The 23376-nt window shown below is 69.9% G+C and carries 19 protein-coding genes and 1 riboswitch; of the genes, 5 read left to right on the top strand and 14 right to left on the bottom strand.

Annotated elements, in window-relative coordinates; genetic code table 11:
• Nucleotides 1–104 precede the first annotated feature (104 nt).
• From ACIRO3_RS12145 to ACIRO3_RS12120, 6 genes are all read right to left on the bottom strand, one after another.
• The gene (locus ACIRO3_RS12145; protein WP_361784427.1) at nt 105–1487 is read right to left on the bottom strand and encodes an aminotransferase class V-fold PLP-dependent enzyme; all 1383 of its coding nucleotides are present in this window, start codon (nt 1485–1487) and stop codon (nt 105–107) included.
• Between the two features lie 230 nt (nt 1488–1717).
• Nucleotides 1718–1834: riboswitch (SAM riboswitch) on the bottom strand.
• 96 nt (nt 1835–1930) lie between these two features.
• Nucleotides 1931–2995, bottom strand: coding sequence for an anthranilate phosphoribosyltransferase (gene trpD, locus ACIRO3_RS12140; RefSeq protein ID WP_361784424.1), 1065 nt, complete (start codon nt 2993–2995; stop codon nt 1931–1933).
• 190 nt (nt 2996–3185) lie between these two features.
• Nucleotides 3186–4817, bottom strand: a complete 1632-nt coding sequence (locus ACIRO3_RS12135; RefSeq protein WP_361784421.1) for a cytochrome bc complex cytochrome b subunit — start codon at nt 4815–4817, stop codon at nt 3186–3188.
• Complete coding sequence (locus tag ACIRO3_RS12130; protein WP_361784418.1) at nt 4814–5872, bottom strand: Rieske 2Fe-2S domain-containing protein; 1059 nt, start codon at nt 5870–5872, stop codon at nt 4814–4816. The genes ACIRO3_RS12135 and ACIRO3_RS12130 overlap by 4 nt, the downstream gene beginning before the upstream one ends.
• A complete protein-coding gene (locus ACIRO3_RS12125; protein ID WP_361784415.1) occupies nt 5869–6678 on the bottom strand; it encodes a c-type cytochrome in 810 nt (269 codons plus the stop codon). The genes ACIRO3_RS12130 and ACIRO3_RS12125 overlap by 4 nt, the downstream gene beginning before the upstream one ends.
• Before the next feature lie 76 nt (nt 6679–6754).
• On the bottom strand, nt 6755–7375 hold the full coding sequence (locus ACIRO3_RS12120; RefSeq protein WP_008738823.1) for a heme-copper oxidase subunit III: 621 nt from the start codon (nt 7373–7375) through the stop codon (nt 6755–6757).
• 200 nt (nt 7376–7575) lie between these two features.
• On the opposite strand from ACIRO3_RS12120, the gene ACIRO3_RS12115 reads away from it, so the two are divergent.
• Nucleotides 7576–7977, top strand: coding sequence for a hypothetical protein (locus tag ACIRO3_RS12115; RefSeq protein ID WP_053676066.1), 402 nt, complete (start codon nt 7576–7578; stop codon nt 7975–7977).
• A 104-nt stretch (nt 7978–8081) separates the two neighbouring features.
• On the opposite strand, the gene ACIRO3_RS12110 is transcribed toward ACIRO3_RS12115, so the two are convergent.
• The 4 genes from ACIRO3_RS12110 to ACIRO3_RS12095 form a co-directional block, all read right to left on the bottom strand.
• Nucleotides 8082–9329 (bottom strand): Ig-like domain-containing protein, encoded by a 1248-nt coding sequence (locus tag ACIRO3_RS12110; RefSeq protein ID WP_404135227.1) that lies wholly within the window; start codon nt 9327–9329, stop codon nt 8082–8084.
• A 119-nt stretch (nt 9330–9448) separates the two neighbouring features.
• Complete coding sequence (locus ACIRO3_RS12105) at nt 9449–9847, bottom strand: cytochrome c oxidase subunit 4 (protein WP_361784406.1); 399 nt, start codon at nt 9845–9847, stop codon at nt 9449–9451.
• Nucleotides 9844–11574, bottom strand: a complete 1731-nt coding sequence (gene ctaD, locus ACIRO3_RS12100) for a cytochrome c oxidase subunit I (RefSeq protein WP_267798586.1) — start codon at nt 11572–11574, stop codon at nt 9844–9846. The genes ACIRO3_RS12105 and ctaD overlap by 4 nt, the downstream gene beginning before the upstream one ends.
• Nucleotides 11571–12581, bottom strand: a complete 1011-nt coding sequence (locus ACIRO3_RS12095) for a cytochrome c oxidase subunit II (RefSeq protein ID WP_361784403.1) — start codon at nt 12579–12581, stop codon at nt 11571–11573. Before ACIRO3_RS12095 ends, ctaD begins: the two co-directional genes overlap by 4 nt.
• A 283-nt stretch (nt 12582–12864) precedes the next feature.
• Between ACIRO3_RS12095 and ACIRO3_RS12090 the strand changes: the two genes are divergently transcribed.
• Entirely contained in the window at nt 12865–14244 is a 1380-nt protein-coding gene (locus ACIRO3_RS12090; protein ID WP_404135223.1) for a cysteine desulfurase/sulfurtransferase TusA family protein, read from the top strand.
• 67 nt (nt 14245–14311) lie between these two features.
• On the opposite strand, the gene ACIRO3_RS12085 is transcribed toward ACIRO3_RS12090, so the two are convergent.
• A complete protein-coding gene (locus tag ACIRO3_RS12085; RefSeq protein ID WP_361784397.1) occupies nt 14312–15289 on the bottom strand; it encodes a carbohydrate kinase family protein in 978 nt (325 codons plus the stop codon).
• Between the two features lie 132 nt (nt 15290–15421).
• On the opposite strand from ACIRO3_RS12085, the gene ACIRO3_RS12080 reads away from it, so the two are divergent.
• Together ACIRO3_RS12080 and ACIRO3_RS12075 are read left to right on the top strand one after the other, a co-directional pair.
• Nucleotides 15422–15637: a hypothetical protein gene (locus ACIRO3_RS12080; RefSeq protein ID WP_361784394.1), complete on the top strand. Its 216-nt coding sequence runs from the start codon at nt 15422–15424 to the stop codon at nt 15635–15637.
• Between the two features lie 137 nt (nt 15638–15774).
• Complete coding sequence (locus tag ACIRO3_RS12075; RefSeq protein ID WP_404135220.1) at nt 15775–17232, top strand: hypothetical protein; 1458 nt, start codon at nt 15775–15777, stop codon at nt 17230–17232.
• A 67-nt stretch (nt 17233–17299) separates the two neighbouring features.
• Here ACIRO3_RS12075 and erpA read toward each other — a convergent pair whose 3' ends face one another.
• Entirely contained in the window at nt 17300–17656 is a 357-nt protein-coding gene (gene erpA / locus ACIRO3_RS12070; RefSeq protein WP_053676136.1) for an iron-sulfur cluster insertion protein ErpA, read from the bottom strand.
• Nucleotides 17657–17964: 308 nt separating this feature from the next.
• Between erpA and nadA the strand changes: the two genes are divergently transcribed.
• Nucleotides 17965–19152 carry a quinolinate synthase NadA gene (gene nadA / locus ACIRO3_RS12065; RefSeq protein WP_404135217.1) on the top strand — a complete coding sequence of 396 codons (1188 nt, stop codon included), beginning with the start codon at nt 17965–17967 and terminating at the stop codon, nt 19150–19152.
• A 198-nt stretch (nt 19153–19350) separates the two neighbouring features.
• On the opposite strand, the gene ACIRO3_RS12060 is transcribed toward nadA, so the two are convergent.
• Together ACIRO3_RS12060 and ACIRO3_RS12055 are read right to left on the bottom strand one after the other, a co-directional pair.
• Nucleotides 19351–22467, bottom strand: a complete 3117-nt coding sequence (locus tag ACIRO3_RS12060) for an efflux RND transporter permease subunit (protein WP_404135214.1) — start codon at nt 22465–22467, stop codon at nt 19351–19353.
• 170 nt (nt 22468–22637) lie between these two features.
• Complete coding sequence (locus ACIRO3_RS12055) at nt 22638–23345, bottom strand: response regulator (RefSeq protein WP_404135349.1); 708 nt, start codon at nt 23343–23345, stop codon at nt 22638–22640.
• Nucleotides 23346–23376: the final 31 nt, after the last annotated feature.

Here is a 23376-nt window from a genome sequence, read left to right as displayed (position 1 = left end):
GGCCCTGTCGGCCGGTGAGCGGCCGAGCGGCCGAAAGCCCCGGCGGGGATCCTCCCGGCCGGGGCGCGCGACATCGATGCACCGACTCCGACGTCGGTACGGCGTCAGACCGCCGGGACGCAGCGGCCCTCTTCGGTGTGGTACCGCCACTTGGCGCCGTCCGTGACGAGTTCCCGGACCGCGTCGACGAACCGCTCGACGTGCTCGTCGGGGGTACCCGCCCCGAAGCTGACCCGGATCGCGTTGAGCGAGCGCTCCCCGGGGCCTGCCTCCGGCGCCCCGCACTCCCCCGGCTCCTGCGGCTCGCTGCCGAGCAGGGTGCGGACCAGGGGGTGGGCGCAGAACAGGCCGTCGCGGACGCCGATGCCGTACTCGGCGGAGAGGGCGGCGGCGAAGTGCGAGCTGTTCCAGCCGTCGACGACGAAGGAGATGACGCCGACGCGCGGGGCGTCGTCCCCGAAGAGGGACAGCACGCGGACCGCCGGCACCTCGGCCAGACCCTCGCGGACCTTCGCGATGAGGTGGTTCTCCCGGGCGACCAGGTTCTCGAACCCGGCCTCGTTCAGGGCCCGGCAGGCGGAGGCGATCGAGTAGACGCCGATGACGTTCGGGGAACCGGCCTCGTGGCGGGCGGCCGTGGTGTGCCACTCGACGTCCACTCCGCCGTCCTCGCGGCGGGCCACCTTGCGGGAGGCGCCGCCGCCGGCCAGGTACGGCTCGGCGGCCTGGAGCCAGTCCGCGCGGCCGGCGAGCACGCCCGAGCCGAAGGGCGCGTACAGCTTGTGTCCGGAGAAGGCCACCCAGTCCACGTCGAGTTCCCGCACCGAGACGGGGTGGTGCGGGGCCAGCTGGGCGGCGTCCAGCACGATCCGCGCCCCGTGGGCGTGCGCGGCGGCGGCCAGTTCCCGTACGGGCCACAGCTCACCGGTGACGTTGGACGCGCCGGTCACGCACACCAGCGCGGGGCCGTACGGATCGCGCCCGGCCAGCGCCCGCTCCAGGGTCTCGACGGCCTGGGCCGGGGTGCGCGGCGCGTTGAGGTAGGTGACCTGCGCGTCCCCCCACGGCAGCAGGGAGGCGTGGTGCTCGGTCTCGAAGACGAAGACCTGGCAGTCGGCCGGGAGCGCGGCGGCGAGCAGGTTCAGGGAGTCGGTGGTGGACCGCGTGAAGATCACCTGGTCCTCGGCGCGGCAGTCGAGGAACTCCGCGACGGTGACCCTGCTCTGCTCGAACAGGTCGGTGGAGAGCTGCGAGAGGTAGCCGGCGCCGCGGTGCACGCTGCCGTAGTACGGGGCGTAGGCGGCCACGTCGTCCCAGACGCGCTGCAGGGCGGGGGCGCTGGCCGCGTAGTCGAGGGCGGCGTAGGTGACCTCGCCGCCGGTGACGAGCGGCACGGTGACGTCACGGCCGAGCACGGGCAGCGGCTCGACACAGGCGGGGTCGACGGCGACGTCGGTGGAGGCGGCGGTGTTCAGGGGTGCGGACATGGCTGAATCTCCCGGCAGGCAGGGCTGAATGGCTTCGGTGTGCCCGTACGCGGGTGCGGCTCGGCGGCCGACCGGGGGTACGGGGAGGTCCTCGGAAGTACGGGAGGGCGCACGGAGATGCGCGCGAAGGGTCCCTGTTCCGAGGGGTGAAGAAGGGGCGGAGTCGCCCTATCGCATTCGCTTGCTCACGGAAAACACTCCTCGAGAGACCAGGATCCCTGGTGTCGAGGGATCCGCGCTTGCCGTAGACCTCACTGCCTACGGCCTGGTCATCACCCGGGGCACCCCGCCACGGAAGGAGGGTTGCCGGACAGCAAGCCGGGGCCTAAACGCTGTCACTCGTGACCTGGGCAGAATCCTGCCACACGATGCGCCGTGCGCAAGACCCCGGTCCGCATCGTGGACCGGGGTCCCGCTGTTTCACGCCGTTCGCACCGGAGGGCCTACGCGTTGCTGGCGTTCACCCAGCGCTCCAGCGCCGCCCGCGCCGATCCCGAGTCGACGGACTGCGCCGCCCGGGTGATGCCGGCCGCGATCTGCTCCTCCAGCGAGCCGGTGCCCGGGTCCAGCGCCACCAGGGCGGCGGCCGAGTTCAACAGGACGGCGTCGCGTACCGGCCCGGTCTCGCCCGCGAGCAGGCGCCGGGCCACGTCCGCGTTGTACGAGGCGTCCTCGCCGCGCAGCGCGGACACGTCGACCACGTCGATCCCGACGTCGCGCGGGTCGAAGGACAGCTCGGTGACCGAACCCTCCCGTACCCACCACACCCGTGAGGTGCCCGTGGTGGTGAGCTCGTCGAGGCCGTCGTCGCCCCGGAACACGAGCGCCGAGGAACCGCGTTCGGCGAGGACGCCCGCGACGATGGGCGCCACCCGGGCGTCGGCCACACCGGTCGCCTGGGCGCGGACGCGGGCCGGGTTGGTCAGCGGGCCGAGGAAGTTGAACAGGGTCCGGATGCCCAGCTCCTTGCGCGCCGCCGCCACGTGCCGCAGCGCGGGGTGGAACTTCACGGCGAAGCAGAAGGTGATGCCGGCTTCCTCGGCGACCTCCACCACCCGCGCGGGGGTCAGGTCGAGGTTGACGCCGAGCTTCTCCAGGACGTCCGAGGAGCCGCTCGCGGAGGAGGCGGCCCGGTTCCCGTGCTTGACGACCTTGGCGCCGGTTCCGGCCACCACGATCGCCGACATCGTGGAGATGTTGACCGTCTTGGCCCCGTCGCCGCCGGTCCCGACGATGTCCACCGTCCGGCCCGGCACCTCGATCAGGTTGGCGTGCTCGTACATGCTCCCGACGAGCCCGCCGATCTCCTCGACCGTCTCCCCCTTGGCCCGCAGCGCCACCACGAAACCGGCGATCTGGGCGTCGGTGGCCTCGCCGCGCATGATCGTGTCCATGGCCCAGGCGGTGTCCTCGGCGCGCAGGTCCCGGCCGGTCAGCAGGGCGTCGAGAACGCCCGGCCAGCCGCGGGCCGCCACGCTGTCGCCGCCTGCCGGGGTCACAACGTCCATGGTCCGCTCCTGCGCCAGTGGCCGGCCCTGTGCTCGCCGCCCACGTCTGATGGGAAGGGGACCAGCCTATCCAGCCCGGCAGGACGGCAAAGAGCCCCGTCCAGGGTCTGGACGGGGCTCTCGCCGTGGCGACACCAGGATTGACCGAAATCAATCCCTCATGCGGGTGCGGTCAAACGGTCACGCGGGATCAGTGGTGGCCGTGGCCACTCTGGATCTCCTTGTACTCCTCGACCGTGGGCTTCGGGATCTGGTTGTTCTCCGCGTAGAAGCCCTTGCTGAGCTTCGCGCGGAGCTTCTCCTTGCCCGAGAGCTTGCGCTCGACACCGTTCTCGTCGACCGTCGGGCCGAGCTCGATCGGTCGGTACTGCTCGTGCGCGGTGAGCGTGTGCAGCTGGGACTGCGGGAGCGGCTCGTGGACCTCGACGAACTCACCGTGCGGCAGACGCTTGATGACACCGGTCTCGCGACCGTGCAGCACCTTGTCGTGGTCCCGGCGCTGGAGGCCGAGGCAGATCCGCTTGGTGACGATGAAGGCCAGGACCGGGACGGCGAAGAAGCCGATCCGGACGAACCAGGTGATCGAGTTGATCGACAGGTGGAAGTACTGGGCGAACATGTCGTTGCCGCCGCCGATGAGGAGCACGATGTACTCCGCGATCCAGGCGACACCGAAGGCCGTACGGGTCGGGACGTTGCGCGGGCGGTCCAGGATGTGGTGCTCGCGCTTGTCCCCGGTGACCCAGGACTCGATGAACGGCCAGACGGCGATCGCGCCCAGCACCAGCGGGAAGAGCAGCAGCGGGATGAACACGCCCAGGACGAGGGTGTGGCCCCACAGGTTGATCTCCCAGCCCGGCATGGCTCGGATCAGGCCTTCCGGCATGCCCATGTACCAGTCGGGCTGCGCGCCGGTGGACACGTGGTCCGGGCGGTACGGGCCGAGCGCCCAGATCGGGTTGATCGAGGCGATCGCCGAGATGGCCGCGATGACACCGAAGACCAGGAAGAAGAAGCCTCCGGCCTTGGCCATGTAGACCGGCAGCAGCGGCATGCCGACGACGTTCTTGTTCGTCTTGCCGGGGCCGGCGTACTGGGTGTGCTTGTGGAACACGACCAGGATCAGGTGGGCCACCAGCAGGCCCATCATGATGCCGGGCAGCAGCAGGATGTGGACCGAGTAGAACCGCGAGACGAAGTCGCCGCCCGGGAACTCCCCGCCGAAGAGGAACATCGACAGGTAGGTGCCCACGATCGGGACCGACAGGATGGCGCCCTGCATGAAGCGGACACCGGTGCCCGAGAGCAGGTCGTCCGGCAGCGAGTAACCGGTGAAACCGGTGAACATGCCGAGGACCAGCAGCAGGAAGCCGAAGATCCAGTTGACCTCGCGGGGCTTGCGGAACGCACCCGTGAAGAAGACGCGCATCATGTGCACGACCATGGCCGCGACGAAGATCAGCGCCGCCCAGTGGTGGATCTGCCGGATGAGCAGACCGCCGCGGACGTCGAAGCTGATGTCCAGGGTCGAGGCGAAGGCCTCGGACATCTGGACGCCCTGCATCGGCACGTACGAGCCGTGGTACACGACCTCGTTCATGCTCGGGTGGAAGAACAGGGTCAGGTACACACCCGTGAGGATGATGATGATGAAGGCGTACAGGCAGATCTCACCCAGCATGAAGGACCAGTGGTCCGGGAAGATCTTGCGCATGTTCGCCTTGGCGAGGCCGTAGATCCCCAGGCGACCGTCCGCCCAGTCCGCTACGCGCTCGCCGGCGGGCGCTTTGCGCGCGCTGGTGTCAGTGGTGGCAGTGCTCATCCGCGCTCCCAGAAAGCAGGACCGACGGGCTCTTCGAAGTCGCCGAGCGCCTCGAGGAAACCTTCGTCATTGACGCCGATCCGCAGCTGCGGAAGCGCGTGACCAGCCGGGCCGAAGATGACTCGGGCGCCGTCGGAGAGGTCGAAGGTGGACTGGTGGCACGGGCAGAGCACGTGGTGCGTCTGCTGCTCGTACAGGCTGATCGGGCAGCCGACGTGGGTGCAGATCTTGGAGTAGGCCACGATCCCGTCGTGGGACCACTCCAGTTCCTGCTTGTCCTTGATGTCGTCCGGCTGGATGCGGACGATCATCAGGGCGGCCTTGGCGATCTGGGTCTGGAAGTCGTGCTGCTCCTCCTCCAGGCCTTCCGGCCGGGCGAAGGTGAGCGAACCGACGATGACGTCCTCGGGACGCAGCGGCTCGTTCGTGTTGTCGTTGATCAGCAGCTTGCCCTTGGCCCACATGGTCTTGCGCAGCTTGTCCTCGGGCAGCGGGCCCAGGTCGCGCATCAGGATGACACCGGAGAGCGGCAGCAGGGCCAGCGCGCCGAACATCGTGTTGCGGATCAGCTTGCGTCGACCGATGTCGGACTCGCGCGCGCCGTCGGCGAAGTCCGCGAGGACCTTCGCCTTGACCTCCGGCGGGGAGGCGATGGCGTGCCGCTCGTCGGCGACCTCGACGTCGGACATCAGGGTGCGGGCCCAGTGGACCGCGCCCGCGCCGATGCAGAAGAGGGCCACGCCCAGGGTGAGACCCAGGGCGAAGTTCAGGCCGCTCACCTTCCCGATGGGGAAGATGTAGACGATCTTGTCGATCGGGATGGCCACGTACGAGGCGATGAAGCCGATCGTGGCCAGCATCGACAGCGTGAACAGCATCGCGACCGTACGCTCGGACCGCTTGGCGGCCCGCTCGTCGATGTCCTGGATGCGCGGCTTGTGGACCGGAAGGCCCGGGTCGGCGAACGGATCGTCCGCGACCGCTACGCCACCGTGGTGCGCGTCGCCCTGCTCGCTCGGCAGGTGCTTCTCTTCGGGAATGTCTTGGCTACTCATGACTTCTTGGCCTTAGCGGTGTGGGCCGCGACCCAGACGGCGACAGCGATCAGCGCACCCAGACCGAAGATCCAGCCGAACAGACCCTCGGACACGGGGCCGAGGCCGCCGAGCTTGAGACCACCGGGGCTGTTCGACTTCTCGCCGTTCACGTTCTGGAGGTACGCGATGATGTCCTTCTTCTGCTTCTCCGGCATGGTGCTGTCCGGGAAGGAGGGCATGTTCTGCGGGCCGGTGAGCATGGCCTCGTAGATGTGCTTCGGCGAGACGTCCTCAAGGTTGGGGGCGTACTTGCCGTGCGTCAGGGCGCCGCCCTCGCCGGTGAAGTTGTGGCACTGCGCGCAGTTGTTGCGGAACAGCTCACCACCCTTGGCGATGTCGGCGCCTGCCGGGTCGTACTGCTTCTCGGTCGGCGTGATCGGGCCGGCGCCGAGAGACGAGATGTACGCGGCCAGCTGGTCGATCTGGGCCTGCGAGTAGATCACGGGCTTCTTCGGCACCTGGGCGCCGGGCTGCTGGGCGGGCATGCGGCCCGTGCTCACCTGGAAGTCGACGGCCGCGGAGCCGACGCCGACCAGGCTCGGGCCGTCAGAGGAACCCTGACCGCCGGTTCCGTGGCAGCTTGCGCAGCCCACGGCGTAGAGCTTCTTGCCCTCCTCGATGGCGAGGGACTGGGCGGTTTCATCGGCCTGCGCCTTGCCCGCGGGGGCAAAGGCGGCGTAAAGCCCCCCGGTGGCCGCCAGCGCGAAGAGTAGAACGACGACCGCCGCCAGCGGATGGCGTCGTCGTGCGGAGAGCTTTTTCACGGATTACCCCGGTGTCAGGATCTTCTGCGTCGGTGTTTCTGGATGGAGTGCCGGGTCGGGCCCGGCGACGTGTTCGCTACTTGATCAGGTAGATCGTCGCGAAGAGGCCGATCCAGACGACATCGACGAAGTGCCAGTAGTAGGACACGACGATGGCCGACGTGGCCTGTTCGTGGGTGAACCTCTTGGCCGCGTACGTCCGGCCGAGGACCAGCAGGAAGGCGATGAGACCGCCCGTCACGTGCAGCCCGTGGAAGCCGGTGGTCAGGTAGAACACCGATCCGTACGGGCCGGACGAGAGAGACATGCCCTCGTGCTTGACCAGCTCGGTGTACTCGAACACCTGGCCGCCAATGAAGATCGCACCCATGACGAACGTGATGATGAACCACGTCCGGAGCTTCTTCACGTCACCGCGCTCGGCGGCGAACACGCCGAGCTGGCAGGTGAGCGAAGAGAGCACCAGGATCGTTGTGTTCGTCGCCGAGAAGGGCAGATTCAAGGCCGAGGCCTGTTCTGTCCAGTACTCGGCACCCGTCACTGATCGCAGGGTGAAGTACATCGCGAAGAGGGCCGCGAAGAACATCAGCTCGGAACTCAACCAGATGATGGTTCCGACGCTGACGAGGTTCGGCCGGTTGACCGTCGGGTGCGCGTGCCCGGTATCTACTGTCGTTGCTGTCGCCACGACCGACATTATGTCGGTCGCTTATCCCGCCCTCACCCCGGGGGGTGCCGTTCGGAGTGTCAGGGGCGTGTGCAAGGCCCGAACGGCCCATCAGATCGAGTGGTGGACGGGTACTCGCGAGGCTGTGCGAACCGATGTTGACACCGGGTCGGACGGAGTAGCATCCCGCGCAACATCAACGTGATTCACGGGACACGTGGAGGAACGAAATGCGGGCGACTGCGCGAGTTCTGGTCTACAGCGACGACGCGGGCACCCGGGAGCAGGTGCGGCTGGCCGCCGGACGCAGGCCGGCCGCGGACCTGCCGCCGGTGGAGTTCCTGGAGTGCGCGACCCTTCCGGCGGTCCTGTCCGCGCTGGACGCGGGCGGCATCGACGTGTGCGTGCTGGACGGGGAGGCCGTGCCCGCCGGGGGCATGGGCGTGTGCCGGCAGATCAAGGACGAGATCTTCCGCTGCCCGCCGGTCCTGCTGCTCATGGGGCGCCCCCAGGACGCCTGGCTGGCCACCTGGAGCCGCGCGGACGCGGCGGTGACCCTCCCGGTGGACCCGGTGGACTTCCCCGAGGTTCTGGCGGGCCTGCTGCGGCCCCGGCTGGCCCTGGACGCGTAAACGGTGCCGGGCGGGCGCGGAACCGCCCACGGGAGCCCGTACGGACTTCCGTGGGCCGGTCGAGGGCCTCTTTCGGGGGGTTCTGCGCGCCCGCGCGCGCCGGTTCAGACCTGCGGGCGGAGTCGGGCCTGGTCGACGGGGCTGCGGCCGTCCTGCGTGCCCTTGAGGAGGGCGCTGCCCTCGCGCCACTCCTTCCACTCCATGTTCCAGTCGCCGAAGCCGTTCCCGAAGGTGTCCATGTCGTCGCCGATGCTGTTGATCACCTTGACGATGTCGCCCTCGGTGATGTTCTCGTAGAACCAGGCGGCGTTGCCCGTGCTCATGCCGGTGCAGCCGTGGCTGACGTTCTCGTAGCCCTGGGAGCCGACGGACCACGGGGCGGCGTGCACGTATTCACCACTCCAGGTGACGCGCGTCGCGTAGTAGACGGGCAGGTTGTAGTACTCGCTGCCGCCGATGCCGACGGTGTCGCCGCGCATCTGGACGTAGTACTGCTTGCCCAGGACCACCTTGATCCCGTTACGGGTGGAGAAGCCCGGCTTTCCGGTGGTCACCGGAATGGTGTTGATCACTTCTCCGTTGCGCCGGAAGGTCAGGTAGTGCGAGGAGGCGTCGGTGGTGACCTCGACGCGGTCGCCGATCTCCAGCTTCAGCGGCTTGGCCGCGGCGCCGTAGAGGTCGTCGGTGATCCTGACGCCCTCCAGGTTGCTCCGTACGGCGACGGTGGAGTTGGCCGGCCAGTACTCCTTGGGCCGGAAGTGCAGGTTCTTGTCGTCGACCCAGTGCCAGGCGCCCTCGACGCCCTCCGGCGTCTCGACGACCAGGCCGCGCTCGACCAGCGCGCGGGCGGCCTTGTCCTTGACGGGCTCGTTGAGCTCGGCCGTGATGGGCTGTCCGACGCCGTATTTGCCCGCCTCCGGCCCGAATTCGACCTGGAGGACCCCCTTCGAGGGTGTGGTGTCGAACGCCATCGTGCGCTGCCCCGGAGCGCCGCTCTCGTCCTCCGTGTTGACGGTGACCGTGTAGCGCACGCCCGCGGCCAGCGGGACCGTGCTGTGCCAGCGCTCGCCGGTGGCGGTGAGCTCGCCGGCCAGCCGGCGGCCGTGGGTGTCCACGACGGTGACGTCGGTGATCCGGCCACCGCCGCTCTTCGCGGTGATCTCCAGCGGCCGGTTGTGGTCCACCGGTCGTCCGCCGGCCGTCTGGTTGAAGGCGACCTGCTCGCCCGCGTCAAACGGGCGGGCGGACAGCGGGTTCTCCTCTTCGGACCCACAGGCGGTGGCGCCGGCCCCGAGGGACGCGACCAGCAGGGAGCAGCCGATTACCGTCCAAAGACGCGGTGAGTGGTTCATGAGGCTAACGCTATGAAGGTATGACAATTACGGCGCGCGGGGTGACTGCAAACGAGGGGCCCGGACTCCTCTGTTCGAGGTGTCCGGGCCCCTGGTGTCGTGCGTGGGTGCCGCTGTGACTACTGGTTCTGGTTCTCACCGCGGTAGTACTCGTACACCCAGCCCCACAGGCCGATCAGGATGATCGGGGCCGAGAAGTACATGAGCCACCAGCCGAAGATGACGCCCATGAACGCGAGCGCGCCACCGACGGCCAGCGAGAGCGGCTGCCAGCTGTGCGGGGAGAAGAACCCCAGCTCGCCCGCCTCGTCGGCGACGTCGGCCTCCAGGTTGTCCTGGGCCATCTCGTCGACGCGCTTGGCCGTGAAGGCCAGGTAGTAGCCGATCATGACGCTCAGGCCGAAGGCCAGGAAGAGCGCGGTGGTGCCGACGGGCTCCTTCGACCACACGCCGTACACGACGGCCATGATCAGGATGAAGAAGGAGAGCCAGAGGAACATCTTGCCCTGGATCTTCACTTGCCGGCCTCCTTGCCACCGGTGACGGCCTTGGTGCCGGCGCCGTGGTCCTCGAGGTGGTCGAGGGCCGCGATCTCCGGGTGGTGCAGGTCGAACGCCGGGGACTCGGAACGAATCCGCGGGAGGGTGAGGAAGTTGTGCCGCGGCGGCGGGCAGGAAGTCGCCCATTCGAGCGAACGGCCGTAGCCCCACGGGTCGTCGACCTCGATCTTCTTCCCGTACTTCGCCGTCTTCCAGACGTTGTACATGAAGGGCAGCATCGACAGGCCGAGCAGGAACGAGCTGATCGTGGAGATCGTGTTCAGCGCGGTGAAGCCGTCGGCCTCGAGGTAGTCGGCGTAACGACGCGCCATGCCCTCGGCGCCCAGCCAGTGCTGCACCAGGAAGGTGCCGTGGAAGCCGACGAACAGCGTCCAGAAGGTGATCTTGCCGAGGCGCTCGTCCAGCATCTTGCCCGTGAACTTCGGCCACCAGAAGTGGAAGCCGGAGAACATCGCGAACACCACGGTGCCGAAGATGACGTAGTGGAAGTGCGCGACGACGAAGTACGAGTCGGAGACGTGGAAGTCCATCGGGGGCGAGGCCAGGATGACGCCGGTCAGACCACCGAAGGTGAAGGTGATCAGGAAGCCGACGGCCCAGAGCATCGGGGTCTCGAAGGACAACGAGCCCTTCCACATGGTGCCGATCCAGTTGAAGAACTTCACACCGGTCGGTACCGCGATCAGGAAGGTCATGAAGGAGAAGAACGGCAGCAGCACACCGCCGGTGACGTACATGTGGTGGGCCCACACCGTCACCGAGAGGCCGGCGATCGCGATCGTCGCGGCGATCAGGCCGATGTAACCGAACATCGGCTTGCGCGAGAAGACCGGGATGACCTCGGAGATGATGCCGAAGAAGGGCAAGGCGATGATGTACACCTCTGGGTGTCCGAAGAACCAGAAGAGGTGTTGCCACAGCAAGGCGCCGCCGTTGGCCGCGTCGAATACGTGCGCACCGAACTTCCTGTCGGCCTCCAGCGCGAAGAGCGCGGCGGCCAGCACCGGGAAGGCGAGCAGGACCAGGACACCGGTCAGCAGCACGTTCCAGGTGAAGATCGGCATGCGGAACATCGTCATGCCGGGGGCGCGCATGCAGATGATCGTGGTGATGAAGTTGACCGAGCCGAGGATCGTGCCGAAGCCGGAGAAGGCCAGACCCATGATCCACATGTCGGCGCCGATGCCCGGCGAACGCACCGCGTCCGACAGCGGCGAGTAGGCGAACCAACCGAAGTCGGCCGCGCCGTTCGGCGTCACGAAGCCGGCGACCGCGATGGTCGAGCCGAAGAGGTACAGCCAGTACGCGAACATGTTCAGCCGCGGGAACGCCACGTCGGGCGCGCCGATCTGCAGCGGCATGATCCAGTTCGCGAAGCCCGCGAAGAGCGGGGTGGCGAACATCAGCAGCATGATCGTGCCATGCATGGTGAACGCCTGGTTGAACTGCTCGTTCGACATGATCTGCGTACCCGGACGGGCCAGCTCGGCGCGCATGAAGAGCGCCATGATCCCGCCGATGATGAAGAACACGAACGACGTGATCAGGTACATCGTGCCGATGGTCTTGTGGTCGGTGGTGGTCAACCACTTCACGACGACATTGCCCGGCTGCTTGCGCCGTACCGGCAGCTCGTTCTCATACGAGTCGGCGGCGGCACCCTGAGATTCGTTGAGGATGCTCACAGTTTGTTCGTCTCCGAGTTCCGGGCCGGGTCGGTCTGCTTGATGCCGGCCGGCAGGAAGCCGGTCTGCCCCTTCTCGGCCAGCTCCTTCAGGTGCGCCTGGTACTTCTCCGGCGAGACGACCTTCACGTTGAAGAGCATCCGGGAGTGGTCGACACCGCAGAGTTCGGCGCACTTGCCCATGAAGGTGCCCTCCTGGGAGGGGGTCACCTCGAAGACGTTGGTGTGGCCGGGGATGACGTCCTGCTTGAACAGGAAGGGAACCACCCAGAAGGAGTGGATGACGTCATTGGACGAGAGGATGAAGCGGACCTTCTCGCCCTTGGGGAGCCAGAGGGTCGGACCCGGGTTGCCCGTCTGCGGGTTCCGGTCACCGGGGACGCCCTGGGTGTAGACGCCTTCGGCGCCCTTGGGGAAGTCCTTGGCGAAGCGGTCCGGGATGGAGGCGAGCTCCTTGGGGACCGAAACGGCCCCCTCCTTCTTCTCCTCGCCGACCGACGGAGCCGGCAGCTTCGGGGTCGCGGGGTCGCCGTCGACGTCCTCGACGTAGTTGAAGCCCCAGCTCCACTGGTAGCCGACCACGTTGATGGTGTGGGCGGGCTTGGAGAGGGCGAGCAGCTTCGACTCGTCACGCGCGGTGAAGTAGAAGAGCACCGAGACGATGATCAGCGGGACCACGGTGTACAGCGCCTCGATGGGCATGTTGTACCGGGTCTGCGCCGGAACCTCGATCTTCGTGCGGCTGCGCCGGTGGAAGATGACGCTCCACAGGATCAGGCCCCACACCAGGATGCCCGTGATCAGCGCGGCAGCCCAGGATCCCTGCCAGAGGGAGAGAATGCGCGGCGCCTCCTCAGTTACCGGAGTCGGCATTCCGAGGCGAGGGAAGTCTTTCCATGTATACGAGCAACCAGTGGCGGTCGCCAGGACCACGCCCGCAGTCAGCGCCTGGAGCAGCTTCCGCCGCATCGGGCGCCGCGGCGAGCGGTCGGAGCCGTAGGGACTCACGTAGCGCCTTCCCGAGAGTCTCGGCCCGCGTGGCTGGCCGCGGCCGTATTCGGGTCGGTCGCCGGCCCTGACGCAGGCAGGGGTTTGGATGTTTATGCGGACCAAACCCTACTGGACGCTATTTGGGGTCGCGCGGGGAGGGTGCCCAACGCGCCGCTACTGACCCCGAAGGGATGGATCCGCCGTCCGGGGGACGGGCCATCCGGCCCTGAATGGCGCACTCCGGCGGACAACTGACGGCCCCTGACCTCGGGCGCCCCGGGCCGCCGGTTAGCGTGGCCGGATGCCGTACTTCGACACCGCCTCAGCCGCCCCGCTGCACCCTGTGGCCCGTCAGGCGCTCCAGGCCGCCCTGGACGAGGGCTGGGCCGACCCGGCCCGGCTGTACCGGGAGGGCCGCCGCGCCCGGTTGCTGTTGGACGCGGCGCGGGAGGCCGCGGCCGAGGCGGTGGGCTGTCGCCCCGACGAGCTGGTGTTCACTCCTTCGGGGACGCACGCGGTTCACACGGGCCTCGCCGGAGCCCTGGCCGGGCGCCGGCGGGTCGGCGGCCACCTGGTCGCGTCGGCGGTCGAACACAGTTCGGTACTGCACGCCGCCGAGGTGCACGCGGCGGCCGGCGGCACGGTCACCGAGGTGCCGGTCGACCGCTTCGGCGCGGTCAACCCGGCGGACTACGCCCGCGCGCTCGGCCCGACGACGGCGCTGGCCTGTCTCCAGTCGGCCAATCACGAGGTGGGCACCGTCCAGCCGGTGGCGGAGGTGGCCGAGGTGTGCGGCGCCTCCGGGGTGCCGTTGCTGGTGGACGCGGCGCAGTCGCTGGCGTGGGGCCGGGTGGAGGGCGGGTGGTCGCTGCTCACCGCGAGCGCCCACAAGTGGGGCGGCCCGCCCGGGGTCGGGCTGTTGGCGGTCCGCAAGGGCGTCCGCTTCTCCCCCCAAGGACCGTCGGACGAAAGAGAGTCGGGTCGCTCCCCCGGTTTCGCCAACCTGCCCGCGATCGTGGCGGCGGCCGCCTCGCTGCGGGCGGTGCGCGCCGAGGCCGACGTGGAGGCCGCCCGCCTGCGGGTGCTGGTGGACCGGATCCGGCGGCGGGTGGCCCGGCTGGTGCCGGACGTGGAGGTGGTCGGCGACCCGGACCGGCGGCTGCCGCACCTGGTCACGTTCTCCTGCCTGTACGTCGACGGGGAGACCCTGCTGCACGAGCTGGACCGGGCCGGCTACTCGGTGTCCTCCGGTTCCTCCTGCACCAGTTCGACCCTGACGCCGTCGCACGTGCTGCGGGCGATGGGGGTGCTGTCGGAGGGGAACGTACGGGTGTCCCTGCCGCCCGGCACCACCGCCGACGAGGTGAACGGCTTCCTGGAGGTCCTGCCGCGCGCGGTGGCCGACGTACGGGAGAAGCTCGGGGTGACGGAGCCGCAGCCGTGCGCTCCGGTCGCGGACGCGGTGCGCCTCGACGCCCTGGGGTTGCGCTGCCCCCAGCCGGTGATCGAACTGGCCCGGGCGATCGTGACGGTCCCGGTGGGCGGCACGGTGACGGTCGTGTCGGACGACGAGGTCGCGCGCCTGGACATCCCGGCCTGGTGCGCGATGCGCGGCCACGCCTACCTGGGCGAGACGGCGGCCGAGGTGGGCGTGGCGTACGCGGTCCGCCGGCTGCGCTGACGCGCGTACGGCGGGGCGCGGCGCGCTCCCGCGGCGCGGCGGGAGTGCTCCCGCCGCGCCGGGGGTCTTACGCCGCGAGGTGGGACCGGACCTCGGCCGCGGCCTCGTCCCCGTACGCCTTCGTGAAGCGCTCCATGAAGTGCGCGCGTGCCAGCGTGTACTCCTGCGTGCCCAGCGTCTCGATGACCAGCGTGGCGAGCATGCAGCCCACCTGCGCCGCCCGCTCCAGGCCGACGCCCCAGCCCAGGCCGGTCAGGAAGCCGGCGCGGAAGGCGTCGCCGACGCCCGTCGGGTCGACCTTCGCGGTCTCCTCGGGGCAGCCGACGACGATCGGCTCCTCGCCGACGCGGTCGATCCGCACGCCCTGGGAGCCGAGCGTCGTCACCCGGGTGCCGACCTTGGCCAGGATCTCGGCGTCGGTCCAGCCGGACTTCGACTCGATGAGGCCCTTCTCGTACTCGTTCGAGAAGAGGTAGGTCGCGCCCTCCATCAGGGTGCGGATGTTGTCGCCGTCCATCCGGGCGATCTGCTGCGAGAAGTCGGCGGCGAAGGGGATCCCGCGCGTACGGCACTCCTCGGTGTGGCGCAGCATCGCCTCGGGGTCGTCCGCGCCGATGAGGACGAGGTCCAGGCCGCCCACCCGGTCGGCGACGGCCTTCAGCTCGATCAGCCGGGCCTCGCTCATCGCGCCCGTGTAGAAGGAGCCGATCTGGTTGTGGTCGGCGTCCGTCGTGCAGACGAAGCGCGCGGTGTGCAGCACCTCGGAGATCCGCACGGACTCGGTGTCGACCCCGTTGCGGTCCAGCCACGCGCGGTACTCGTCGAAGTCCGAGCCGGCCGCGCCGACCAGGACGGGACGGCTGCCGAGCTGACCCATTCCGAAGCAGATGTTCGGGCCGACACCGCCCCGCCGTACGTCGAGGTTGTCCACGAGGAAGGAGAGGGAGACCGTGTGCAGCTGGTCCGCGACCAGCTGGTCGGCGAAGCGGCCGGGGAAGGTCATGAGGTGGTCGGTGGCGATGGAGCCGGTGACTGCGATGCGCACGGCGTGGATGCTCCTGCGGAGGGCGGCAAGGGGACATTCAAAACTACCCGGTCCCCGGCGTCCGGCCGACCGTACGAAACTACCCCGTAGTAGGCCTTTCTTCGCCCGCCGGGCCGGGCCTACGGTGCCCTCATGACCTACAGCGATGGCTTCGGGTACGCCGACCACAACGCCGAGATCCGTCCCGGCTTCGCACGACTGCTGGGCGACTGCGCCCGGATGGCCCCGCACTGGGCGGTCCCGGCGGGGCCCCGGCCGGACCGGGTGGCGCCGTCCCAGATCCACGGCATCAGCGTCCCGCCCTCCTCGGCCCGGCTGATCGCGTCCACCGCGGCCTACGGCGACTAGGGCCTGACCGAAAGACAGGCCCTGGGCCGTCTCTTTCGGATCCCGCCGGACCCCGGCCGCTCCCCGGGGGAACCGGTTGCGCCTCCGTCCCGTCACACCCGCATCACGTACGACGGGACGAGTGAAGGAGCGATTCGGTGACCAGCGAAGAACCCGACACAGCACGCGCCACACGACGGCGGCCGGCCTGGGCCATCGGCTCGATCGCGGCCGCCGTCCTGCTCGCGGGCGGCGGTACGGCCTATTGGGCGTCGACGGCCCACGGTGACGGTTCCGGCGCGGGGCGGACGGGCGAGCGCACGGCCGCCGCGGCCCGCGAGGCCGGCACCCCCTCGGGGCCGGGGATCGCCCCCGGCGAGCCGGACCCGTCCGGCGGCGGGGTGACGTACCGCGCGGACGTGAAGCTGCCCGAGGCCCCGGCGAAGGCGCCGACGTTCGTCGCGTCGGGCGAGGTGACCTCCGAGGAAGTGGCGCGGCTGGCGAGCGCGTTGGGCGTGCCCGGCGCGCCCCGGCTCTCGGGGGAGCAGTGGCTCGCCGGCGAGGGCGCCGACGGCTCCGGGCCCCGGCTGACGGTCGGCCTCAAGGCTCCCGGCACCTGGACGTTCAACCGCTTCCAGCCGGGCGGTGACAACGGCGGTGGCGGGGACTCCTGCAAGCGCGGTCAGGACACCTGCGGTCCCGCCACCCTGCCGCGGGACCCGCAGGAGCCGCAGGGCACCGCCGGCGCGACGCCGGTCTCCGAGGAGGCCGCCAAGGCCGCCGCCGCCCCGGTGCTGGCCGCCGCGGGTCAGGCCGGCGCGAAGCTGGACGCCCGCCTCGCGCAGGGCTCGGCCCGGGTGGTGACGGCGGACCCGGTGGTCGGGGAGCTGCCCACGCAGGGCTGGTCGAGCAAGGTGAGCGTGGGCCCGGACTCCCGGGTGGTGACGGCGAGCGGCGAGCTGAAGGCCCCGGTCCGGGCGGCGGAGCAGTCGGTGGTCGGAGCCGTCGAGGCGCTGGCCCGGCTGAACGCCGGGAAGTCGGGGTCGAACGGCACGGGTCCGGGCCCGAGCGGCTGCGCGACCTCGGTGCCGCTGACTCCGGACACCCCGGTCGGGGCGACCGACACGCTCCCCTGCAACCCGGAGCCGCGCCCGATGAAGCCGCCGCGGACGGAGACCGTACGGGGCGCCGTGCTCGGGTTGGCGCCCGGGACGGTGAACGGTGCGCGGGGCCTGGTCCCGGCCTGGCACTTCGAGGTGGCCGGCAAGGACGGCGCGGCGGGCCACACGGTGGTCCAGCCGGCGTCGGCCGAGGAGAGCACCGCTCCGGCGCCGGTTCCGCCGACGGGGGGCCGCACCGTGCCCGGGTTCTCGTACGCCGAGGCCGACCGGAAACTGACCGTGAACTTCTGGGGCGGGGTGTGCAGCGCCTACGCCGTGGAGGCGCGCGAGGAGGGCGCGTCGGTGCTGGTGAAGATCACCGACACCCCGAACAAGCCGGGCCAGAGCTGCATCATGATCGCGGAGGAGATGTCCCGGACGGTGACCCTCAAGGAGCCGCTCGGCGACCGGAAGGTGGTCGACGCGACCACGGGCAAGCCGCTCCCCCGCGGCTGAGCCGACATGCGAGAGGGCCCGCGCACCAGTCGTACTCGACCGGTGCGCGGGCCCTCGTCGTACAGGCTTAGCTGAACGAGTCGCCACAGGCGCAGGAGCCGGTGGCGTTCGGGTTGTCGATGGTGAAGCCCTGCTTCTCGATGGTGTCGACGAAGTCGATGGAGGCACCGTGGAGGTAGGGCGAGCTCATCCGGTCCGTGACGACCTTGACGCCGTCGAAGTCCTTGACGACGTCGCCGTCGAGGGAGCGCTCGTCGAAGAAGAGCTGGTAGCGCAGGCCCGAGCAGCCACCGGGCTGGACGGCGACGCGCAGCGCCAGGTCCTCACGGCCTTCCTGCTCCAGCAGGGTCTTGACCTTCACGGCGGCGGCGTCGGACAGGAGGATGCCGTCGCTCACAGTGGTCTTGTCGTCCTGTACGGACATCTGCATTCACTCCCGAAGTGGGCGGCTCCCCGCCGGAGGCTGGGGAAACGTCGGACTCTTGCCGTCGGTGGCAACCAGTGCGATCGCGGATTCATTCCGGCTCCCGCACCTTGTCTCGATATTCATGCTCGCACACCGGCACGAGGGGACGAACCCGACGGACGGGGGAGTTCCGTGGCGGGCGAATTCGTCACATCGACGCTATCGGGCATCGTCAAACTGACGTGAAGCGGTTATGATAGATAGCGTCAAATAGACGAGAAGTCGAAGCGCTTCCTTCGGAAGTCCCTAGTCGCAGAACAGAAAGGGTGCGTGTCGTGACCACCGCCCAGCCTTTGGACGTCCAGCCGACGCCCCTTGCCCTGCTGCTGCTCGGCCGCGAAGCCGACCCCAAGAGCGAGCGCGGGGTGGAGTGCCCCGGCGACCTGCCCTCGCCGTCGGACCCGAACCTGGTGGCGCGCGCCCGCGCGGCCAAGGAGAAGCTCGGGGACAAGGTCTTCATCCTCGGCCACCACTACCAGCGCGACGAGGTCATCGAGTTCGCGGACGTCACCGGCGACTCGTTCAAGCTGGCGAGGGACGCGGCCGCCAAGCCGGAGGCCGAGTACATCGTCTTCTGCGGCGTCCACTTCATGGCCGAGTCCGCGGACATCCTCACCTCCGACGACCAGAAGGTCGTCCTGCCCGACCTCGCGGCCGGCTGCTCGATGGCCGACATGGCCACCGCCGAGCAGGTCGCCGAGTGCTGGGACGTGCTGACCGAGGCCGGGATCGCGGGCGACACCGTGCCGGTCTCCTACATGAACTCCTCGGCCGACATCAAGGCCTTCACCGGCAAGCACGGCGGCACGATCTGCACGTCGTCCAACGCCAAGAAGGCCCTGGACTGGGCCTTCGAGCAGGGCGAGAAGGTGCTCTTCCTGCCCGACCAGCACCTCGGCCGCAACACCGCGGTCCGCGACATGGGCATGTCGCTGGACGACTGCGTGCTCTACAACCCGCACAAGCCCGGCGGCGGTCTGACCGTCGAGCAGCTGCGCGACGCCAAGATGATCCTGTGGCGCGGACACTGCTCGGTGCACGGCCGCTTCTCGGTGGACTCCGTCAACGACGTCCGCGCCCGCATCCCCGGCGTGAACGTCCTGGTCCACCCCGAGTGCAAGCACGAGGTCGTGGCGGCCGCGGACTACGTCGGCTCCACCGAGTACATCATCAAGGCGCTGGAGGCGGCCCCGGCCGGCTCCAAGTGGGCCATCGGCACCGAGCTGAACCTGGTCCGCCGACTGGCGAACCGATTCGCCTCCGAGGACAAGGAGGTCGTCTTCCTCGACAAGACGGTCTGCTTCTGCTCGACGATGAACCGCATCGACCTGCCGCACCTGGTCTGGACCCTGGAATCCCTCGCCGAGGGCAACCTGGTGAACCGGATCGAGGTCGACAAGGAGACGGAGAGCTTCGCGAAGCTCGCCCTGGAGCGCATGCTCGCGCTCCCGTAGCGGTCCACTCGAACGCGGAAAGGGGCGCCCGGCGGCAAGCCGGGCGCCCCTTTCCGCGTTCGCGCGCCCGCGGTTCCCGGACGCCCGCGTTCGCGCGCCCACGGTTCCCGGGCGCGCACGCCGAGGGCCCCGGCTCCCGTACTCGTACGGGGGCCGGGGCCCTCGGTGTGGTCTTCGGACGCCCTCGGGTCCGGTGCGTCAGACCTTGACCGGGGTGTCGTCCTCGGTCGGGGCGGGGCTCGGGACCACCGTCAGGCGGGCCCGCTTCTTCGCCCGGCGGCGCTCCTTGGACAGCTCGACCATCGTGTAGAGGGTCGGCACGAGCAGCAGGGTCAGCAGCGTCGAGCTGACCAGGCCGCCGATCACCACGACCGCGAGCGGCTGCGAGATGAAGCCGCCCTCGCCGGTGACGCCGAGCGCCATCGGGAGCAGCGCGAAGATCGTCGCGAGGGCCGTCATCAGGATCGGGCGGAGCCGGTGGCGGCCGCCCTCGATGACGGCCTCGACGACCCCGAGGCCCTGGGCGCGGTACTGGTTGACCAGGTCGATCAGGACGATCGCGTTGGTCACCACGATGCCGATGAGCATCAGCATGCCGATCATCGCCGGGACGCCCATGGGGGTGCCGGTGACGATGAGCAGGCCGAGCGCGCCGGTCGCCGCGAACGGCACGGACACCAGCAGGATCAGCGGCTGGATCAGCGAGCGGAAGGTCGCGACCAGCAGCATGAAGACGATCGCGATGGCGGCGAGCATGGCCAGGCCCAGGGAGGCGAACGCGTCGTCCTGGTCCTCGGAGACCCCGCCGATCGAGGCCGTGGCACCCGCGGGCAGGTCCAGCGCCTTGATCTTGCTCTGGAGTTCCGTGCTGACCGCGCCGGTGTTGTCGCCGACCGGCTTGGCCGTGACGGTGGCGGCGCGGGCGCCGTCGATCCGGGTCATCGCGACCGGCCCGGGGACCACCTTGACCTCGGCGATGTCACCGAGCTTGACCGGGCCGACGGGGAGATCGCGGAGCTGGGCCAGGGTGGTGGCCGGCTGCGCCGACCTCACGAGGACCTCCCGCTCGGTGCCGTCCAGTACGGCCTTGCCCGCCGGGGTGCCCCGGACGGACTGCGCGACGATCGCGCCCAGCGCGGCCTGGTCCAGGCCCGCCTCGGCGGCCTTGGGGCCGGCGACCACGGAGATCCGGGGCACCGACTGGGAGAGGTCGCTCTGTACGTCGGTGACGTCCTTGAGCTTCGCCACCTCGGCTTGGACCTGCGCGGCGGCCTTGGCCAGTACGTCGGCGTCGCCGGCCTTGACGACCACGCTCAGGTTGGAGCTGCCGAAGCCGCCACCCGCGATGATCCGGGTGTCGCCGATGCCGTCGAGCGCGGCCAGCCCGGTCTCGATGCCCTTCTTGACGGACTCCGCCTTGCCGGAGTCCTCCAGCGTGACCTGGTAGGAGGCCTGGTTGGAGCCCGTACCGCCGCCGAAGGCCGCCATGAAGCCGGAGGAGCCGACGGTGACCTGGTAGTCCTTGACGCCGTCGACCGAGGCCAGGACCTGCTCGACCTTGCGGCTCGACTCGTCCGCGGTGGCCAGCGAGGTGCCGGGGGCCAGCTCCTGCTTGACCGTCAGGGTGTCCTGCTCCCCCTGGTCGAAGAAGTTGGTCTTCAGCAGCGGGGACATCCCGAAGGTGGCGACGAGGACCACCACGGCGATGGCCACGCTGGTCAGCCGGCGCCGGGTCGCGAAGCCCAGGACGCGCACGTAGAAGCGCTGGAGGCGGCTGCGCGCCTCCTTGTCCTCCGCGTCGCGGCGGGCCTCCTCCGGGTCCTGCGAGGTGCCCTTCGGCGCGCGCAGGAACCAGTACGACAGGACCGGTACCACCGTCAGCGAGACGAGCAGCGAGGCCAGCAGGGCCGCGGTGACGGTGAGCGAGAAGGAACCGAAGAGTTCGCCGATCATCCCGCCGGTGAGACCGATCGGGAGGAAGACGGCGACGGTGGTCAGCGTGGAGGAGGTGACCGCGCCGGCCACCTCCTTGACGGCGGTGATGATCGCGGCCTCGCGCTCCTCGCCGTAGCCGAGGTGCCGCTTGATGTTCTCCAAGACCACGATGGAGTCGTCGACGACCCGGCCGATGGCGATGGTGAGGGCGCCCAGGGTCAGCATGTTGAGCGACAGGTCGCGGGTCCACAGCACGATCAGCGCGAGGACCACGGACAGCGGGATGGAGACCGCGGTGACCAGCGTCGAGCGCAGGGAGCCGAGGAAGACCAGGATCACGATCACCGCGAAGGCCAGGCCGAGCAGGCCCTCGGTGGTGAGGCTGGAGATGGACTTGGCGACGGCCGGGCCCTGGTCGGTGACCACGGCCAGGTCGGCGCCGGAGCCGAGGGTGGAACGCAGCTCGGGCAACTTGTCCTTGACCGCGTCGGAGATCGCGACGGCGCTGCCGTCCTTGTCCATGGTCAGGACCAGGGCGAGGCTGGGCTTGCCGTTGGTACGGGTGAGGGAGACGGCCTTGGCCGGCTCCTGCTTCACCGCGGCCACGTCGCCGAGCCGGACGGCCGGCTTGCCGGGACCGGGGCTCAGCCGCAGGTCCTCCAGCTGGGCGAGGGAGGTGTAGCCGGCGCCCACGCGGACGGTGCGGTTCTTGCCCTCCTCGTCGAAGGAGCCGGCCGGCATGGTGGCGCCGCCGGCCTGGAGGCCCTTGTTCAGCGCGCCGGCGTCGAGACCGGCGGCCGCGAGCCTCGCGTTGTCGGGAGTGACGGTGACCTGGAGGTCCTGGACCCCGTCCACGGTGACCTGGCCGACGCCCTCGATGTCCGAGAGGACGGGGACCACCGAGGCCTCCAGCTGGTCCGCGAGCGCCTGCTGGTCCTTGTCCGAGGTGACGGCGAGGATGACGGTCGGGATGTCGTCGGTGGAACCGGCCACCACCTGCGGGTCGACGTCGGCGGGCAGCCGGACGCGGGCCCGGTTGACGGCCTGCTGGACGTCGGCGACGAGCTGCTTGGTGCCGCTGTCGCCGTAGTCGAAGGTCGCCATGAGGAGGGCGTTGCCCTCACTGGCCGTGGAGGTGATGCCGGTGATGCCGTCGACGCCCTTGAGGGTGGCCTCGATGGGCTCGATGACCTGCTTCTCCACCACGTCGGGCGAGGCGCCCGGGTAGGGCGCGAGCACGGACACCATCGGCAGTTCGATGGACGGCAGCAGTTGCTGCTTGAGCTGCGGGACGGCTATGGCGCCGAAGAGGAGCGCGACGATCGACACGAGGCCGATCAACGCTCTCTGGGCCAGGCTGAAGCGGGACAGCCACGACATGGTTGGAGGATCTCTCATTCGGTGGCGGCGGCGAGGTGACGCCGTCAGGGACAAGCGAGGGCCCCCCAGCCTTTCGTACCCGGGACGCCGCTTCGTCGCCCCCAGGTCCCGTACTTGCGCGCGGCATACCGCGCCCGCAGTACGCCGTCCTGCTGCGCCGCCCCTCGGGACTACCGCGCGCCGTCGACCCGGGGCCGCACGAGGCCCGATTCGTAGGCGATGACCACCAACTGGGCCCGGTCGCGGGCGCCCAGCTTCGCCATGGCCCGGTTGACGTGGGTCTTGACGGTGAGCGGACTGACTTCCAGGCGGGTCGCGATGCCGTCGTTGGACAGGCCCGCCGCGACGAGTACGAGCACCTCGCGCTCGCGCACGGTCAGCGTGGCCAGGCGTGCGGCGTGCGCGGAGCCGTCGGCGGGGACGTCCGGGTGGCCGCCCTGCGCGAGGAAGGTGGCGATGAGCCCCTTGGTGGCGGCCGGGGACAGCAGGGCCTCGCCGGCGGCGGCCACCCGGATCGCGTTGAGCAGCTCGTCCGGTTCGGCGCCCTTGCCGAGGAAGCCGGAGGCGCCGGCGCGCAGGGCCTGCACCACGTACTCGTCCACCTCGAAGGTGGTCAACATGACGACGCGGACGGCGCGCAGCTCCGGGTCGGCGCTGATCATGCGGGTGGCGGCCAGCCCGTCGGTGCCCGGCATCCGGATGTCCATGAGGACCACGTCGGCCCGTCGTTCGCCGGCGAGGGCGTAGGCCTGGGCCCCGTCGGACGCCTCGCCGACGACCTCCATGTCGGCCTCGGAGTCGACGAGCACCTTGAACGCGCTGCGCAGCAGCGCCTGATCGTCGGCGAGCAGCACCCTGATGGGCCCGCCGCCCGGCATCCCCGCCACCGTGTCGTCCACCCCCCGAGGG

Source organism: Streptomyces sp. NPDC102278, from assembly GCF_044766345.1.
Taxonomy (GTDB): domain Bacteria; phylum Actinomycetota; class Actinomycetes; order Streptomycetales; family Streptomycetaceae; genus Streptomyces.
The sequence above is the reverse complement of the archived record's forward strand: the minus strand, read 5'-3'. Positions and strand labels throughout refer to the sequence as shown.

Excerpts from the sequence above, each read along its gene's own strand:
- ACIRO3_RS12145 (WP_361784427.1), bottom strand. The coding sequence starts at position 1,487 with ATGTCCGCACCCCTGAACACCGCCGCCTCCACCGACGTCGCCGTCGAC.
- trpD (WP_361784424.1), bottom strand. The coding sequence starts at position 2,995 with ATGGACGTTGTGACCCCGGCAGGCGGCGACAGCGTGGCGGCCCGCGGC.
- ACIRO3_RS12135 (WP_361784421.1), bottom strand. The coding sequence starts at position 4,817 with ATGAGCACTGCCACCACTGACACCAGCGCGCGCAAAGCGCCCGCCGGC.
- ACIRO3_RS12130 (WP_361784418.1), bottom strand. The coding sequence starts at position 5,872 with ATGAGTAGCCAAGACATTCCCGAAGAGAAGCACCTGCCGAGCGAGCAG.
- ACIRO3_RS12120 (WP_008738823.1), bottom strand. The coding sequence starts at position 7,375 with ATGTCGGTCGTGGCGACAGCAACGACAGTAGATACCGGGCACGCGCAC.
- ACIRO3_RS12115 (WP_053676066.1), top strand. The coding sequence starts at position 7,576 with ATGCGGGCGACTGCGCGAGTTCTGGTCTACAGCGACGACGCGGGCACC.
- ACIRO3_RS12110 (WP_404135227.1), bottom strand. The coding sequence starts at position 9,329 with ATGAACCACTCACCGCGTCTTTGGACGGTAATCGGCTGCTCCCTGCTG.
- ACIRO3_RS12090 (WP_404135223.1), top strand. The coding sequence starts at position 12,865 with ATGCCGTACTTCGACACCGCCTCAGCCGCCCCGCTGCACCCTGTGGCC.
- ACIRO3_RS12080 (WP_361784394.1), top strand. The coding sequence starts at position 15,422 with ATGACCTACAGCGATGGCTTCGGGTACGCCGACCACAACGCCGAGATC.
- erpA (WP_053676136.1), bottom strand. The coding sequence starts at position 17,656 with ATGTCCGTACAGGACGACAAGACCACTGTGAGCGACGGCATCCTCCTG.
- ACIRO3_RS12060 (WP_404135214.1), bottom strand. The coding sequence starts at position 22,467 with ATGTCGTGGCTGTCCCGCTTCAGCCTGGCCCAGAGAGCGTTGATCGGC.
- ACIRO3_RS12055 (WP_404135349.1), bottom strand. The coding sequence starts at position 23,345 with ATGCCGGGCGGCGGGCCCATCAGGGTGCTGCTCGCCGACGATCAGGCG.